The sequence below is a fragment of the Planktothrix sp. PCC 11201 genome (genome assembly GCF_900009135.1).
Classification (GTDB): Bacteria; Cyanobacteriota; Cyanobacteriia; order Cyanobacteriales; family Microcoleaceae; genus Planktothrix.
In genome coordinates, this window is record NZ_LT797710.1 from 20,171 (window position 1) to 37,740 (window position 17,570).

A 17,570-nucleotide genomic window follows, 5' to 3' on the forward strand; every position below is an offset into this window, starting at 1 on the left:
AATATTCGGGGTTGAAATCAAAGATTTTGGCGAACCCGCCCCTACAACAGTTTATTTTTATAATTGTTTTAACAATAATTTTAACCCTTGTACCTACATCCAGGTTTAAGATAAAGTCTTCATCTGTCAATGGTGGAAAGTCAAAATGGACGAGCCGCCTAGTGTTAAAGATGATCTTGAGCAACTATCAACGGTCAATGACTAACCCATGATATCATTGTGCAAAACTTGAAATGCTTATGAATCCTTATATTGTGATGTTTTCTGGATTGAAACAAACACTTTCGACCCACCTATCCCGACATCGGCGTTGGTTATCATTGGTGGCGACGGTGAGTTTATTCCCCCTATTTGTCCCCCTGACTCCGGCCGAGGCGTTTCCTTCCTTTGTCTTAATACGGCGACAGGACTATAGAAACTGCACCCAACAGTTAGTCGCCGCCGGGCTATCGGTGGAGTTGGCAACACAAGGCTGTGGAATGGCATCTCGGCCTAGGAATATGGGATATTGTGTCACCCAAATGCAAAGAAATGTGGCAGCCCTGCCCGTAGAACAAATCCTATCTGGTTGTCTACAGGTACGCCGTCCCGATGAATTAGCTAATTGTGTGGTTAATATTAACAGAAATACCAGTGCATCTGATCCGTTAAATGTTCTGGATAGTTGTCGTCGGAGTGTATTACCGGAAACGTTTGCTAATTGTGTTGTTGGGATGAACCAAGCTAGTACAAATTTAGGAGTTGATCAACTATTAAAAACCTGTTTAAATCCTCCTGAAAATGTTATGAAATTAGAGCAGGAAAAATCGATTGATTTGAAACTGAATACACCCAATCAGTAATTAAAGACCCAGTAGAGACGATCCACGGCGCGTATCTACTGGATAGAATATTTAGAACAGGATCACATCATCAGGATTTAGGGTTGTTAGGCCCGTAACTCCTTCTAACTTAGCCAGAATTCGAGAGTCGTTTCCTGTTAAATTATTGCCATTCCCGTCATAAATTAAGTAGGTATCCTTACCACTATCAAAGGCAAATAGACCTGGGTTATTTCCCAATAGAACATTCGTTGAAAGATTGGTTTGTACCGTCAGCAGAATGTTAGCAGTACCCGCAATTAAACTGGTGGATAAACCAATTTGATCGCCCCCAACCTGACCTAAACTCTCAAAATTGTTAATGGAATCATAGAAACCACTACCAATTTGAAGATTAATTCCCGTTCCCACCGCATTAAATCCGACACCGCCCCCATCCAGGGAGTCCGTATAAATAAACAGGTCTTTTTCCCCAGCACTCCCAATCAAACTATCCCGTCCTAAACCGCCCTGAAGTGTATTAATTCCAATTCCACCCTGTAACAGATCGTTTCCACTTCCTCCCGATAAACTATCATTCCCCGCATCCCCTCGCAGGGTATCATTCCCATCCAAACCACTGAGGGTATCATTGCCCCCTAGACCATTGAGGTTATCGCTAAAACTACCTCCGGTGAATGAGTTGGGGTTATCATCAGAAACAGGTAAGAGGTCAATCGTAATACTCGCCGCGGCCGTTCCCCCTTGACCATCACTAATAATGTAGTTGAAACTATCTAGCCCGGTCGTGGTTCCCAAACGGGTGTACTGAACTAAGGAACCTGATCGAGTGATCAACCCCTGGGCGTTAGCCGCATTATCCACCGAGGTCAAGGTCAGAACCCCTCCATCCGGGTCACTATCATTATCTAGGGGAGAAATAGCGAATTGGATGCCATTGTTAGCAAAAATTGGGCCATCATTAACGGCGATCGGAGGCTGATTCAGAGCAATCACCTTAATGGTACTAGCCGCGGTATTACTATTGTTAGTTCCATCATTGACCTTAACCTCTACGTTGCGGGTGGCGGTATTAGGAGGATTGGCCGTATTATTATAAATAATTTGTCCAATCGCCGTTTTATAAGCACTAATCGCAGCATCCCCTGTTAGGCTTAAAACTCCAGTGGTGCTGTTATAACTGCTGGCTGTAATCCCCGCAGGTAACACACCATTAACCGATAAACTTTCTGCACTGCTATTGAGTGGGTTGGTTAAAGTGAGGGTAGCTGACTGGGCGGTGGTATTGTCAGGATCGGTAATTAAAATATTAGCAGCATTGGCGATCGCCACCGCCGGTTTTCCTTGCTCAAAGGTTACTTGAGTATTATTTCCCGTTTGGCTACCATCTAAGTCTAGGGTTGGGGGTTGATTGGGATTAACTGTAACACTCACCGTCGCGCTACTGGTTCCTCCATTACCATCACTAATGGTATACAGGAAACTAGCTGGCCCGGTATGGTTAGGGGCGGGGGTAAATAGAACATTACTATTATTTAAAGTCACCGTACCATTGGTGGGATTGCTAACTTGAGTAATAGTTAAAGGATCATTATCAGGATCGGTATCATTGACTAATAGGGTTGAGGATGCGATCGTCAATAGTTGATTTTGCGTCCCTACAACGCTATCGCTTACCGCATTCGGGGGAAGATTTGGTCGATTAATCGTAATCGTACTGGAGGCTGGTTGCGAGCTACCACTGCCCGTATTTCCCTGATCCGTTGTTACCACTTGCAGGGTTGCTGAGGTGGTAAAGGGTGCGGGTGGGCTAAAGGTTAAACCATCCAGGGCTGTATTAATATTATCAATTCGACCAACTAAGGTAATATTTGTGGTTCCATCTCCAGAAATTGTTACATTATTCGGTGTTGTACCTAAAGTTAGGGTTCCGGTACTAGCGGTTAAAGTTACTTGAATGGGATTAACGCCAGCATCAGGATCACTAATAGAAATTTGATTCCCAGTCCCCTGACTAAATACAATGGGTTCGTTGCCGTTGGCAGCTTGCGACCCTGGAACCGTATTTACAGGAGGATCGTTAACCGCATCCACTGTAATCGTGCTAGTCGGAATATTACTATTATCTTGGCGATCGGTAACAACTACATTAATCACCCGATTTTGAGTGTTGGGATTTTGGGAACTATTGCTATAAACTACTTGAGAAAGTGCGGTTTCATAACTCGCAATTGGGGCAGTTCCTGTTAGCAAAATAATTCCGGTTGTCGGATCATAGGCTCTAGCCGTAATCCCACTGGGTAAAGTTCCTAGGACAGATAACCCTTCAATTTCACCATCGGGAATATTGGTTAAGGTAATTGTGGCAGAGGTCAGTTCCGTATCATCGGCATCAATAATACTGACACTTCCAGTAATCGCAACGGGGGTTGTTCCTTCAACAAAAACCGTACTGTAATTATTCCCGGGTTGGGAACGGCTGAGATCCAAAACAGGAGGCTCATTAACCGATACCACATTCACCGTAACCGTTGCCGTTCCTGTTGCTCCATTATCATCCCGAATTTGATATTTAAAACTATCAAAACCGGAAAAGTTTTTATCAGGAATATAAGTAATTGATCTCACATCTCGATTTAAGCTGGCTTTTCCATTGGCAGGTTCTGTAATTCCGGTGATGGTGAGCAGCCCAACTCCCGTATCATTAGCAGTGATAGTACTATCGGGAATCTGCAACAGATTATTCTGTAAACCCGATAACGTATCATTCTCCATCGCTAAAATTGCTGGAGTCGGCGGTTCCACTGGGGGACGTGTGGGTTGAGAGGGAGTTGGAGGTGGTGGTGTAGTTGGTGAGGTTGTTGGTGGGGTTGTTGGTGGTGTAGTTGGTGGTGTAGTTGGTGAGGTTGTTGGTGTGGGAGTTGGTGAGGTTGTTGGTGTGGGAGTTGGTGAGGTTGTTGGTGTGGGAGTTGGTGAGGTTGTTGGTGTGGGAGTTGGTGGGGTTGTTGGTGTGGGAGTTGGTGGGGTTGTTGGTGTGGGAGTTGGTGGGGTTGTTGGTGTGGGAGTTGGTGGGGTTGTTGGTGTGGGAGTTGGTGTGGGGGGAAGGGGAGCAGTAGGGTCAAGAATAAAGCTAGATTCAGTTAAGACACTGGCATTAACCCCCTGTAACACCGCCAAAAATTCACCCGTAGTCTTATCTCTGATAATGGTATTACTGGCATTAGAGGCTTGACCTTGGGAAATTTCCAGATCTTGAAAAGTAAGTCCTCCAGATAGCCCAATCTTATCGTTAGTTGTAAAATCCGTAACAATATCGGCTAAATCAACACTGGTGCCGCCCGTGGTTCCGGTAATGAAGCTACCCCCATTAGGTGCTTGAGTCACCACATAACCAAGAACAAAAATATCATCTCCCGCACCCCCTGTGAGGGTATCTACTCCGGCTTCCCCAGCTAATAAATCATTCCCAGCATCACCGGAAAGAAGATCCCGACCTTTACCGCCATTGAGAATATCTTCCCCGGCCCCTCCATATAAATTATCGGCTCCATTATCTCCATTGAGAACATCATCCCCCCCATTGCCAAACAGTTGATCGTCATCATCCCCGCCAGAAAGGGTATCATTTCCCAGATCTCCGTAGAGGATATCAACCCCTTGACCGCCCACCAAACTATCATCATCTCCGCCGCCAAAAAGTTGATCATTTCCAGCCCCTCCATTCAGAAAGTCCTGACCGGAATTACCATATAAAATATCGTCTCCATCTCCCCCAGAGACCGTATCGTTCCCGGCATCACCCGATACCGTATCATTGCCCTTATCTCCAGAGAGGAGGTCATCTTCTCCCCCGCCTCGAATACTATCGTTGCCTTGGCCACCATACAGACTATCAGCCCCGACTCCACCATTCAACGTATCATTATCTCTATCCCCAAAAGCCAGATCATTCCCGGCATCTCCGAAGATCAGATCATCGCCTTGCCCTCCTCGCAGACAATCATCCTCTGACCCTCCAATAATGGCATCATTGCCTTCATTCCCATTAATTTGATCATTTCCCGCATCTCCTTGGAGGAGGTCATTCCCTGCTAATCCAAAGATACTGTCATTCCCTTCTAATCCAGAAATCGTGTCATTTTGACTACTACCAATAATGGTGTCATCTCCTTTTGTCCCTGTCCCTGCACCTTGAATCTGAATCGGTCGGGGTTCAGGGTTGGGAGTCGCTGTAGGGCTAGGGGTAGCCGTAGGACTGGGGGTAGCTGTGGGACTGGGAGTAGCTGTAGGACTGGGGGTGGCTGTGGGACTAGGGGTGGCTGTGGGACTAGGTGTAGCTGTGGGGCTAGGGGTAGCTGTGGGTGCCGGGGTTTCCGGGCTAAATCCATCGGGAGTAAAAATCAAACTTCCGGCGGCCCCAGTTTGAACGGTTCCTGTTGTTTGACCATTCAGGGTTTGAAATTGACCTGTTTCTGTTTCCGCAACATAAATCGGTCGATTCGTTTCAATAGATATTGCTTCTATAACAGGTGTATCGGGTACAAATACGACCCCTCCTGTTGCACCGGGTAAGGTGGTTCCGATGCCATTAGAAAGGGGAACAAAAGACTGAACATTTGCTGGAAAAGTCTCAAATCTTCCTTGAACTCCTGATGAAAAAATTAATACTGAATTTCCCGTATTGTACAGGCTATTACTAGGAGAAATTCTTAAGGATAAATTGGCAGGAATCGTATTGATAATAGAACTTGTCATAATCAGAATCCTTTCAAGGAATAGGGATATTAATGTTAAACTTGCAGTAAGCCCTTTAAGGCTATCTTCAGACAGCCCTAAAGGGCTTACTACAAACTGCCTAGATAATCACAAAATCACTAGGCCCAATTAAGGTACTAATATTATTGGTTTGTGGATCAATAGAGGGTAGAATCCCTAAATCAAAAGCAGGTAAACTATCATCACTTAAATTCGGATCATAGCCCACAACATAAGCACCCGGAAAAGCTCCATAAGACAAGTTATTTCGATAAACAAAGAAAGCGGCAGTGTCACTTGATCCATTTTGATTTTTCAAGGCGGCATTCACCGCTTGCACATTATCAAAGGTATCTTGGAAAATGATCACCTGTTTATTACTAATATTATCTCCCTCCGAACCCAGGTTAGAAACAATAATGCCCTGTAGGGGAACCACTGTTCCTTCTGCGGTGGTGAAACCAGGGAAACCTAAAGAACTAAACAGGAATCGATCATCTCCATTCACATTAAATTCGGTGATCACATCCACACCTTCGGTGGGGGCTAAATAATAGTAAGAATTATTCCCCACATTTCCAATTAAACTATCCGCCCCGCCGCCCCCGGCTAAGGTATCATCATCTTCACCGCCAAAGAGGGTATCATTGCCCTCATCGCCAAAGACTAAATCATTGCCAATTCCTCCAAACACCGTATCTAAACCATCTCCAGCAAAAATACTATCGTCCCCAAGATCAGCCACAATGGAGTCATTTCCAGCACCCCCAAAGACGGAATCATCTCCAGTCCCTGCTAAAATCGTATCGGCTCCGTCGCCAGCATTGACAAGATCGTCCCCATCACCGCCGATAATGGAATCATTCCCTGTTCCACCAAATACGGTGTCATTACTTTCTCCTGCATCGATGGCATCGTTACCTGGGCCACCCAGAACCAAGTCTCGACCGACTCCGGCAAAAATTAGGTCATCTCCATCTTCTCCATAGAGGGAATCATCTCCGGCATTCCCGGTCAAAGAATCATTGCCACTTCCCCCTAACAGGGTATCGTTCCCAATGCCACTAATCAGGATGTCATCATTATTACCACCGGAGAGTAAATTACTATCATCTCCGGCAACTAAGGTATCATTTCCATCTTCTCCTAACAGGGTATTGCGACCTGCACCGCCATCGAGAGAATCATTCCCCTGACCGCCAAACAGAGAATCATTTCCGACTTGACCCAGGAGCGTATCATTTCCTTCTTCTCCTTGAAGGACATCATTTCCCTCTCCCCCGTCAAGGGAATCATTTCCCGTTCCCCCTTCGATAATATCTCGGTTGCCCGCACCAACGAGGGTATCATCCCCGGCAAATCCCCTGATATTTTCACTCAAACCACTACCAATAATGAGATCATTTCCATCCGTACCCGTGATGATGTCATCGACAATGGTGATACTAAAAGAACTTTGGGCTGTCGTCCCAATATTATCAGTTAGAAGAAACAAAAATTGGTCTCCTCCCGATGTATTCCGGGCATTAAACTGAATCGAACCCGTATCAATATTTTGTTGAGTAAAGCTACCTCCGGTATTAATTCGTTGAGGTGTAGATCCGACAATTTGTAAGTTCCCTAAGTTGGGTTCTTGGGTGACGCGGTAAAAGATTTGATTGGGGGGATTATCAGGGTCTACCGCAAACAAATTGGCGGCGGTAATATTTTTCTGATCATTTTGTAAAACAATAATTCCATTATTGACTAATAATGTTGGGGGAATATTAACAGTGATGATCACTTGGGCCGTGGACGTTAAGCCATAACTGTTTTGAATGGTATAGGAAAAGGTTGATGGCCCTGTAAAGCCAGGGTTAGGTATAAAAGTAATATTTCCCCCAACCGTAATCGATGCACTACCATTGGCGATTGTTCCCACACTCACTAAGCTGAGTTGACTACCCTGGGGATCGGTATCATTTGTGAGCACGTTAAATGTCACCGAACCATCGGGAGGCCGTTTTACGCTGTCATTTTGCGCGATGGGCGGCTGTAAAGGGGGAGTTGTGGGTGTTGGTGGGGTGGTTGGTGTTGGAGTTGTTGGTGTTGGAGTTGTTGGTGTTGGAGTTGTAGGTGTTGGCGGGGTGGTTGGTGTTGGAGTTGTAGGTGTTGGTGGAGTTGTAGGTGTTGGTGGAGTTGTGGGTGTTGGTGTGGTTGGTGTTGGAGTTGTAGGTGTTGGTGGAGTTGTGGGTGTTGGTGTGGTTGGTGTTGGGGTGGGAATCGGAATAATAGTACCGGAAATTGGAGTAAAACTATCTGCGGTGATGGTGTTACTATCCACACCAATTAGAACTGCAATATAATCCCCGGCACTGCCGTTTCTAATAATAGTATTGCCTGCGTTTTCACTACTTTGGCTAATAAATAAATCACTAAATTGTAAACCTCCAGCTAAACCAATGCGATCGCCGGGTTCAAAATCATTAACAATTTGAGCATCTCCTAAATTTGCACCGCCACTTTCGCTAGTCATCACAAAGGTATCATTTCCTGAGCCTCCGGTCAGGGTATCGACACCTAGACCCCCAAACAGGAAGTCATCCCCGGTTTCCCCGGAAAGTTGGTCGTCTCCTTCCCCCCCAAATACTACATCGTTACCAATACCGCCAAAAATGGTATCGTTTCCTTGGTTTCCATAGAGGTTATCGGCGCCATCATTGCCAAAAATCAGGTCTTCCTCTCCGCCACCATAGATGGTATCATTGCCCCCATCGCCCCAAAGGACGTCACTGCCTTTATCGCCAAAAACAAGATCATTGCCTTCCGCGCCTCGAACACTATCTGCTCCTTGGCCTCCATAAAGGCTATCATTGCCTAAACCGCCAATAACGGTATCATTGCCCAGTTGTCCAAATCCGGTATCGTCTCCAGCACTAGCGTCAAGGAAGTCATTATCCTTACCGCCATTGAGTTCATCCTTCCCTTCACCTCCGGTGAGGGTATCATTGCCTTCATTTCCGTAGAGGGTATCATTATCTTCATCCCCTCGCAGTTCGTCATTTCCGGCTAAACCAAAGATGGTATCGTTTCCGGCTAAACCATTAATCACATCATTGCCAGAGGAACCTGTAATATAGTCGCTAGTTTCTGTTCCTTTACCAATACCCTCAATAATAATCGGTTGATTGCCCGCCAACACTTGAATAAAAACTTGAGCCGGGGCAGTTCCATTTGTGACAGTATAACTAAAACTATCTGTACCAAAGAATTTGGGGTCAGGAGTGTAGGTAAAAATTCCTGCCCCGTTAAAGACTAGGGTTCCGTTTGCTGTTGAGCTAAACTGATTGACGGTGATACTGGTTCCACTTCCACCCTGAACTGTATCGTTTTCCAAAACATTAAAAAATGTCGCCTGTCCTAACTTCGTCTGAAAAAAATCATTATTGGCAACTGGGGCTGGACTTGTCCCGCCATTACTATTAGAAGGGGTGGGGGTGGGAGGAGTGGTTGGGGCTGTGGTCGGGGTGGGAGGAGTGGTTGGGGCTGTGGTCGGGGTAGGAGGAGNGTACCATTAGCAGGATTGCTAACTTGAGTAATAGTCAAAGGATCATTATCAGGATCGATATCATTGACTAATAGGGTTGAGGATGCGATCGTCAATAGTACATTTTGCGTTCCTACAACGCTATCATTTACCGCATTCGGGGGACGATTTGCCCGATGAACATTCACATTCACCGTCGCGCTACTGGTTCCTCCATTACCATCACTAATGGTATACAGGAAACTAGCTGGCCCGGTATGGTTAGGGGCGGGGGTAAATAGAACATTACTATTATTTAAAGTCACCGTACCATTGGCAGGATTGCTAACTTGAGTAATAGTTAAAGGATCATTATCAGGATCGATATCATTGACTAATAGGGTTGAGGATGCGATCGTCAATAGTTGATTTTGCGTCCCTACAACGCTATCGCTTACCGCATTCGGGGGAAGATTTGGTCGATTAATCGTAATCGTACTGGAGGCTGGTTGCGAGCTACCACTGCCCGTATTTCCCTGATCCGTTGTTACCACTTGCAGGGTTGCTGAGGTGGTAAAGGGTGCGGGTGGGCTAAAGGTTAAACCATCCAGGGCTGTATTAATATTATCAATTCGACCAACTAAGGTAATATTTGTGGTTCCATCTCCAGAAATTGTTACATTATTCGGTGTTGTACCTAAAGTTAGGGTTCCGGTACTAGCGGTTAAAGTTACTTGAATGGGATTAACGCCAGCATCAGGATCACTAATAGAAATTTGATTCCCAGTCCCCTGACTAAATACAATGGGTTCGTTGCCGTTGGCAGCTTGCGACCCTGGAACCGTATTTACAGGAGGATCGTTAACCGCATCCACTGTAATCGTGCTAGTCGGAATATTACTATTATCTTGGCGATCGGTAACAACTACATTAATCACCCGATTTTGAGTGTTGGGATTTTGGGAACTATTGCTATAAACTACTTGAGAAAGTGCGGTTTCATAACTCGCAATTGGGGCAGTTCCTGTTAGCAAAATAATTCCGGTTGTCGGATCATAGGCTCTAGCCGTAATCCCACTGGGTAAAGTTCCTAGGACAGATAACCCTTCAATTTCACCATCGGGAATATTGGTTAAGGTAATTGTGGCAGAGGTCAGTTCCGTATCATCGGCATCAATAATACTGACACTTCCAGTAATCGCAACGGGGGTTGTTCCTTCAACAAAAACCGTACTGTAATTATTCCCGGGTTGGGAACGGCTGAGATCCAAAACAGGAGGCTCATTAACCGATACCACATTCACCGTAACCGTTGCCGTTCCTGTTGCTCCATTATCATCCCGAATTTGATATTTAAAACTATCAAAACCGGAAAAGTTTTTATCAGGAATATAAGTAATTGATCTCACATCTCGATTTAAGCTGGCTTTTCCATTGGCAGGTTCTGTAATTCCGGTGATGGTGAGCAGCCCAACTCCCGTATCATTAGCAGTGATAGTACTATCGGGAATCTGCAACAGATTATTCTGTAAACCCGATAACGTATCATTCTCCATCGCTAAAATTGCTGGAGTCGGCGGTTCCACTGGGGGACGTGTGGGTTGAGAGGGAGTTGGAGGTGGTGGTGTAGTTGGTGAGGTTGTTGGTGGGGTTGTTGGTGGTGTAGTTGGTGGTGTAGTTGGTGAGGTTGTTGGTGTGGGAGTTGGTGAGGTTGTTGGTGTGGGAGTTGGTGAGGTTGTTGGTGTGGGAGTTGGTGAGGTTGTTGGTGTGGGAGTTGGTGGGGTTGTTGGTGTGGGAGTTGGTGGGGTTGTTGGTGTGGGAGTTGGTGGGGTTGTTGGTGTGGGAGTTGGTGGGGTTGTTGGTGTGGGAGTTGGTGGGGGTGTTGGTGTGGGAGTTGGTGGGGGTGTTGGTGTGGGAGTTGGTGTGGGGGGAAGGGGAGCAGTAGGGTCAAGAATAAAGCTAGATTCAGTTAAGACACTGGCATTAACCCCCTGTAACACCGCCAAAAATTCACCCGTAGTCTTATCTCTGATAATGGTATTACTGGCATTAGAGGCTTGACCTTGGGAAATTTCCAGATCTTGAAAAGTAAGTCCTCCAGATAGCCCAATCTTATCGTTAGTTGTAAAATCCGTAACAATATCGGCTAAATCAACACTGGTGCCGCCCGTGGTTCCGGTAATGAAGCTACCCCCATTAGGTGCTTGAGTCACCACATAACCAAGAACAAAAATATCATCTCCCGCACCCCCTGTGAGGGTATCTACTCCGGCTTCCCCAGCTAATAAATCATTCCCAGCATCACCGGAAAGAAGATCCCGACCTTTACCGCCATTGAGAATATCTTCCCCGGCCCCTCCATATAAATTATCGGCTCCATTATCTCCATTGAGAACATCATCCCCCCCATTGCCAAACAGTTGATCGTCATCATCCCCGCCAGAAAGGGTATCATTTCCCAGATCTCCGTAGAGGATATCAACCCCTTGACCGCCCACCAAACTATCATCATCTCCGCCGCCAAAAAGTTGATCATTTCCAGCCCCTCCATTCAGAAAGTCCTGACCGGAATTACCATATAAAATATCGTCTCCATCTCCCCCAGAGACCGTATCGTTCCCGGCATCACCCGATACCGTATCATTGCCCTTATCTCCAGAGAGGAGGTCATCTTCTCCCCCGCCTCGAATACTATCGTTGCCTTGGCCACCATACAGACTATCAGCCCCGACTCCACCATTCAACGTATCATTATCTCTATCCCCAAAAGCCAGATCATTCCCGGCATCTCCGAAGATCAGATCATCGCCTTGCCCTCCTCGCAGACAATCATCCTCTGACCCTCCAATAATGGCATCATTGCCTTCATTCCCATTAATTTGATCATTTCCCGCATCTCCTTGGAGGAGGTCATTCCCTGCTAATCCAAAGATACTGTCATTCCCTTCTAATCCAGAAATCGTGTCATTTTGACTACTACCAATAATGGTGTCATCTCCTTTTGTCCCTGTCCCTGCACCTTGAATCTGAATCGGTCGGGGTTCAGGGTTGGGAGTCGCTGTAGGGCTAGGGGTAGCCGTAGGACTGGGGGTAGCTGTGGGACTGGGAGTAGCTGTAGGACTGGGGGTGGCTGTGGGACTAGGGGTGGCTGTGGGACTAGGTGTAGCTGTGGGGCTAGGGGTAGCTGTGGGTGCCGGGGTTTCCGGGCTAAATCCATCGGGAGTAAAAATCAAACTTCCGGCGGCCCCAGTTTGAACGGTTCCTGTTGTTTGACCATTCAGGGTTTGAAATTGACCTGTTTCTGTTTCCGCAACATAAATCGGTCGATTCGTTTCAATAGATATTGCTTCTATAACAGGTGTATCGGGTACAAATACGACCCCTCCTGTTGCACCGGGTAAGGTGGTTCCGATGCCATTAGAAAGGGGAACAAAAGACTGAACATTTGCTGGAAAAGTCTCAAATCTTCCTTGAACTCCTGATGAAAAAATTAATACTGAATTTCCCGTATTGTACAGGCTATTACTAGGAGAAATTCTTAAGGATAAATTGGCAGGAATCGTATTGATAATAGAACTTGTCATAATCAGAATCCTTTCAAGGAATAGGGATATTAATGTTAAACTTGCAGTAAGCCCTTTAAGGCTATCTTCAGACAGCCCTAAAGGGCTTACTACAAACTGCCTAGATAATCACAAAATCACTAGGCCCAATTAAGGTACTAATATTATTGGTTTGTGGATCAATAGAGGGTAGAATCCCTAAATCAAAAGCAGGTAAACTATCATCACTTAAATTCGGATCATAGCCCACAACATAAGCACCCGGAAAAGCTCCATAAGACAAGTTATTTCGATAAACAAAGAAAGCGGCAGTGTCACTTGATCCATTTTGATTTTTCAAGGCGGCATTCACCGCTTGCACATTATCAAAGGTATCTTGGAAAATGATCACCTGTTTATTACTAATATTATCTCCCTCCGAACCCAGGTTAGAAACAATAATGCCCTGTAGGGGAACCACTGTTCCTTCTGCGGTGGTGAAACCAGGGAAACCTAAAGAACTAAACAGGAATCGATCATCTCCATTCACATTAAATTCGGTGATCACATCCACACCTTCGGTGGGGGCTAAATAATAGTAAGAATTATTCCCCACATTTCCAATTAAACTATCCGCCCCGCCGCCCCCGGCTAAGGTATCATCATCTTCACCGCCAAAGAGGGTATCATTGCCCTCATCGCCAAAGACTAAATCATTGCCAATTCCTCCAAACACCGTATCTAAACCATCTCCAGCAAAAATACTATCGTCCCCAAGATCAGCCACAATGGAGTCATTTCCAGCACCCCCAAAGACGGAATCATCTCCAGTCCCTGCTAAAATCGTATCGGCTCCGTCGCCAGCATTGACAAGATCGTCCCCATCACCGCCGATAATGGAATCATTCCCTGTTCCACCAAATACGGTGTCATTACTTTCTCCTGCATCGATGGCATCGTTACCTGGGCCACCCAGAACCAAGTCTCGACCGACTCCGGCAAAAATTAGGTCATCTCCATCTTCTCCATAGAGGGAATCATCTCCGGCATTCCCGGTCAAAGAATCATTGCCACTTCCCCCTAACAGGGTATCGTTCCCAATGCCACTAATCAGGATGTCATCATTATTACCACCGGAGAGTAAATTACTATCATCTCCGGCAACTAAGGTATCATTTCCATCTTCTCCTAACAGGGTATTGCGACCTGCACCGCCATCGAGAGAATCATTCCCCTGACCGCCAAACAGAGAATCATTTCCGACTTGACCCAGGAGCGTATCATTTCCTTCTTCTCCTTGAAGGACATCATTTCCCTCTCCCCCGTCAAGGGAATCATTTCCCGTTCCCCCTTCGATAATATCTCGGTTGCCCGCACCAACGAGGGTATCATCCCCGGCAAATCCCCTGATATTTTCACTCAAACCACTACCAATAATGAGATCATTTCCATCCGTACCCGTGATGATGTCATCGACAATGGTGATACTAAAAGAACTTTGGGCTGTCGTCCCAATATTATCAGTTAGAAGAAACAAAAATTGGTCTCCTCCCGATGTATTCCGGGCATTAAACTGAATCGAACCCGTATCAATATTTTGTTGAGTAAAGCTACCTCCGGTATTAATTCGTTGAGGTGTAGATCCGACAATTTGTAAGTTCCCTAAGTTGGGTTCTTGGGTGACGCGGTAAAAGATTTGATTGGGGGGATTATCAGGGTCTACCGCAAACAAATTGGCGGCGGTAATATTTTTCTGATCATTTTGTAAAACAATAATTCCATTATTGACTAATAATGTTGGGGGAATATTAACAGTGATGATCACTTGGGCCGTGGACGTTAAGCCATAACTGTTTTGAATGGTATAGGAAAAGGTTGATGGCCCTGTAAAGCCAGGGTTAGGTATAAAAGTAATATTTCCCCCAACCGTAATCGATGCACTACCATTGGCGATTGTTCCCACACTCACTAAGCTGAGTTGACTACCCTGGGGATCGGTATCATTTGTGAGCACGTTAAATGTCACCGAACCATCGGGAGGCCGTTTTACGCTGTCATTTTGCGCGATGGGCGGCTGTAAAGGGGGAGTTGTGGGTGTTGGTGGGGTGGTTGGTGTTGGAGTTGTTGGTGTTGGAGTTGTTGGTGTTGGAGTTGTAGGTGTTGGCGGGGTGGTTGGTGTTGGAGTTGTAGGTGTTGGTGGAGTTGTAGGTGTTGGTGGGGTTGTGGGTGTTGGTGTGGTTGGTGTTGGAGTTGTAGGTGTTGGTGGAGTTGTAGGTGTTGGTGGAGTTGTGGGTGTTGGTGTGGTTGGTGTTGGAGTTGTAGGTGTTGGTGGAGTTGTGGGTGTTGGTGTGGTTGGTGTTGGGGTGGGAATCGGAATAATAGTACCGGAAATTGGAGTAAAACTATCTGCGGTGATGGTGTTACTATCCACACCAATTAGAACTGCAATATAATCCCCGGCACTGCCGTTTCTAATAATAGTATTGCCTGCGTTTTCACTACTTTGGCTAATAAATAAATCACTAAATTGTAAACCTCCAGCTAAACCAATGCGATCGCCGGGTTCAAAATCATTAACAATTTGAGCATCTCCTAAATTTGCACCGCCACTTTCGCTAGTCATCACAAAGGTATCATTTCCTGAGCCTCCGGTCAGGGTATCGACACCTAGACCCCCAAACAGGAAGTCATCCCCGGTTTCCCCGGAAAGTTGGTCGTCTCCTTCCCCCCCAAATACTACATCGTTACCAATACCGCCAAAAATGGTATCGTTTCCTTGGTTTCCATAGAGGTTATCGGCGCCATCATTGCCAAAAATCAGGTCTTCCTCTCCGCCACCATAGATGGTATCATTGCCCCCATCGCCCCAAAGGACGTCACTGCCTTTATCGCCAAAAACAAGATCATTGCCTTCCGCGCCTCGAACACTATCTGCTCCTTGGCCTCCATAAAGGCTATCATTGCCTAAACCGCCAATAACGGTATCATTGCCCAGTTGTCCAAATCCGGTATCGTCTCCAGCACTAGCGTCAAGGAAGTCATTATCCTTACCGCCATTGAGTTCATCCTTCCCTTCACCTCCGGTGAGGGTATCATTGCCTTCATTTCCGTAGAGGGTATCATTATCTTCATCCCCTCGCAGTTCGTCATTTCCGGCTAAACCAAAGATGGTATCGTTTCCGGCTAAACCATTAATCACATCATTGCCAGAGGAACCTGTAATATAGTCGCTAGTTTCTGTTCCTTTACCAATACCCTCAATAATAATCGGTTGATTGCCCGCCAACACTTGAATAAAAACTTGAGCCGGGGCAGTTCCATTTGTGACAGTATAACTAAAACTATCTGTACCAAAGAATTTGGGGTCAGGAGTGTAGGTAAAAATTCCTGCCCCGTTAAAGACTAGGGTTCCGTTTGCTGTTGAGCTAAACTGATTGACGGTGATACTGGTTCCACTTCCACCCTGAACTGTATCGTTTTCCAAAACATTAAAAAATGTCGCCTGTCCTAACTTCGTCTGAAAAAAATCATTATTGGCAACTGGGGCTGGACTTGTCCCGCCATTACTATTAGAAGGGGTGGGGGTGGGAGGAGTGGTTGGGGCTGTGGTCGGGGTGGGAGGAGTGGTTGGGGCTGTGGTCGGGGTAGGAGGAGTGGTTGGGGCTGTGGTCGGGGTGGGTGCTGGGGCATTTTGAGGCACAAAAATGACTGCTCCGTTAGCACCAGGAAGGGTTTCCCCCACTAGCCCACTGAAACTTTGAAAGACACCCGGAAGTTCCGTCGGAAATATTAATATAACTTCCTCGGTATTAATGACTCTAGCCCTAACGGTATTAATTACTGAACTTGTCATTTTTTAGTCTCCTCATGAATGAACCCACTTTAGCAAATCTACCTTTAACACCCAGACCCAGGATTAATTTACAGTATTCCCAGAATAGCTGATGATAGTAACATCAATTCCCTGGAATTTATTGAATTAATTTCTTGATTTTGAAAACAACATAAATAATCTCATTTTTTATATTATAATTAAGGTTGAATTTACCTTTTCTGGTTGCTGTTTTGAAAGACAATTATCTGAAAGTTTGGTTAAAACTATTCCCTATATTATCCGGGTTTGAAGATAGCCCTGAAGGGCTTACTACATGAACTAGAGGTAAAAGGGGGCCAAATTGTTCTTGACCATTGACCGCCAAATCACTGTGACAGAGAATCAAGCGATCGCTAACCCGACTTAACAAATCTACAATAATACGGTGCAATCGTTGTAGATCAGCCGACCTTGTATTTTCTTCTGTCCCCGGATACTCCGGTTGCTCCTTGAGAAACAGAGGTGCTCCCCAGAGGGTACTTGCTCCTCCACTCAACCACAAGGGAGATCCCACATCCAGCCAAAAGTGCCAAGGATGGGAAGCTCGACTGGCTCGATATTGAAAAATTGTCCCCAAGGTCACCGCCGGAGGTTTAATCCCCAAACTGGATACCGGATAGGGGTTAGCAGAAATCACTCCCTGTTGTAATAACTGAATAAACTGGCCCACTTGTTCGCAGATGCTCCCATCGGTTTTCGCCTGTAAACGATGCTGCACCTCCCAATAGTGGATCGCCGTTTCCATCAACTCCCGTAGTGCAGACAGTTGGTCGTTTCTCAGGGTGTACCAGGTAGCAGTGCGACTCGTCCCACCGCCCATGAAAAATTGCTGAATTCCTCGATCTAACAACACTACTGGACTCGTTAATAACTTTTGTTGATAGTCTTCCCGTTGCACTTCCAGCCAGTGCAAAATCTGATTATAGGCGACCGTCGCCTGATACCCCAACCGATCCCAACGGGGAAAAGCATTCACGGTCAGTAACCGAGGATTCTCCAAGTCAGGTACAAAACAATGATCAGCTAATAACCCAGCGCGTACGGGGTCGATGGAGAAGCCGGGGGGAGGGGGG

Annotated in this window: 5 protein-coding genes and 1 pseudogene; 1 reads left to right on the forward strand and 5 read right to left on the reverse strand. The window is 46.0% G+C overall.

Annotation, left to right across the window (positions count from 1 at the left end; all coding sequences use genetic code 11):
• Positions 1-239: 239 nt before the first annotated feature.
• Positions 240-842 carry a hypothetical protein gene (locus tag PL11201_RS19420; RefSeq protein WP_144017830.1) on the forward strand — a complete coding sequence of 201 codons (603 nt, stop codon included), beginning with the start codon at positions 240-242 and terminating at the stop codon, positions 840-842.
• Positions 843-893: 51 nt separating this feature from the next.
• Here the strand turns inward: PL11201_RS19420 and PL11201_RS19425 are convergent, their stop codons facing one another.
• The 5 genes and pseudogenes from PL11201_RS19425 to PL11201_RS19450 all read right to left on the reverse strand — a co-directional run.
• Positions 894-5,576, reverse strand: a complete 4,683-nt coding sequence (locus PL11201_RS19425) for an Ig-like domain-containing protein (RefSeq protein ID WP_079680547.1) — start codon at positions 5,574-5,576, stop codon at positions 894-896.
• A 100-nt stretch (positions 5,577-5,676) separates the two neighbouring features.
• A complete protein-coding gene (locus PL11201_RS19430) occupies positions 5,677-8,952 on the reverse strand; it encodes an Ig-like domain-containing protein (protein ID WP_079680548.1) in 3,276 nt (1,091 codons plus the stop codon).
• Positions 8,953-8,975: 23 nt separating this feature from the next.
• The gene (locus PL11201_RS19435) at positions 8,976-12,665 is read right to left on the reverse strand and encodes an Ig-like domain-containing protein (RefSeq protein WP_144017831.1); all 3,690 of its coding nucleotides are present in this window, start codon (positions 12,663-12,665) and stop codon (positions 8,976-8,978) included.
• Between the two features lie 100 nt (positions 12,666-12,765).
• Entirely contained in the window at positions 12,766-16,476 is a 3,711-nt protein-coding gene (locus PL11201_RS19445) for an Ig-like domain-containing protein (RefSeq protein ID WP_079680550.1), read from the reverse strand.
• Between the two features lie 223 nt (positions 16,477-16,699).
• Positions 16,700-17,570: pseudogene (locus PL11201_RS19450) on the reverse strand (recombinase family protein); the annotation flags it as partial.

What these genes read in the sequence shown, in the direction of transcription:
- PL11201_RS19420 (WP_144017830.1), top strand. Translation starts at nt 240, where the DNA reads ATGAATCCTTATATTGTGATGTTTTCTGGATTGAAACAAACACTTTCG.
- PL11201_RS19445 (WP_079680550.1), bottom strand. Translation starts at nt 16,476, where the DNA reads ATGACAAGTTCAGTAATTAATACCGTTAGGGCTAGAGTCATTAATACC.
- PL11201_RS19425 (WP_079680547.1), bottom strand. Translation starts at nt 5,576, where the DNA reads ATGACAAGTTCTATTATCAATACGATTCCTGCCAATTTATCCTTAAGA.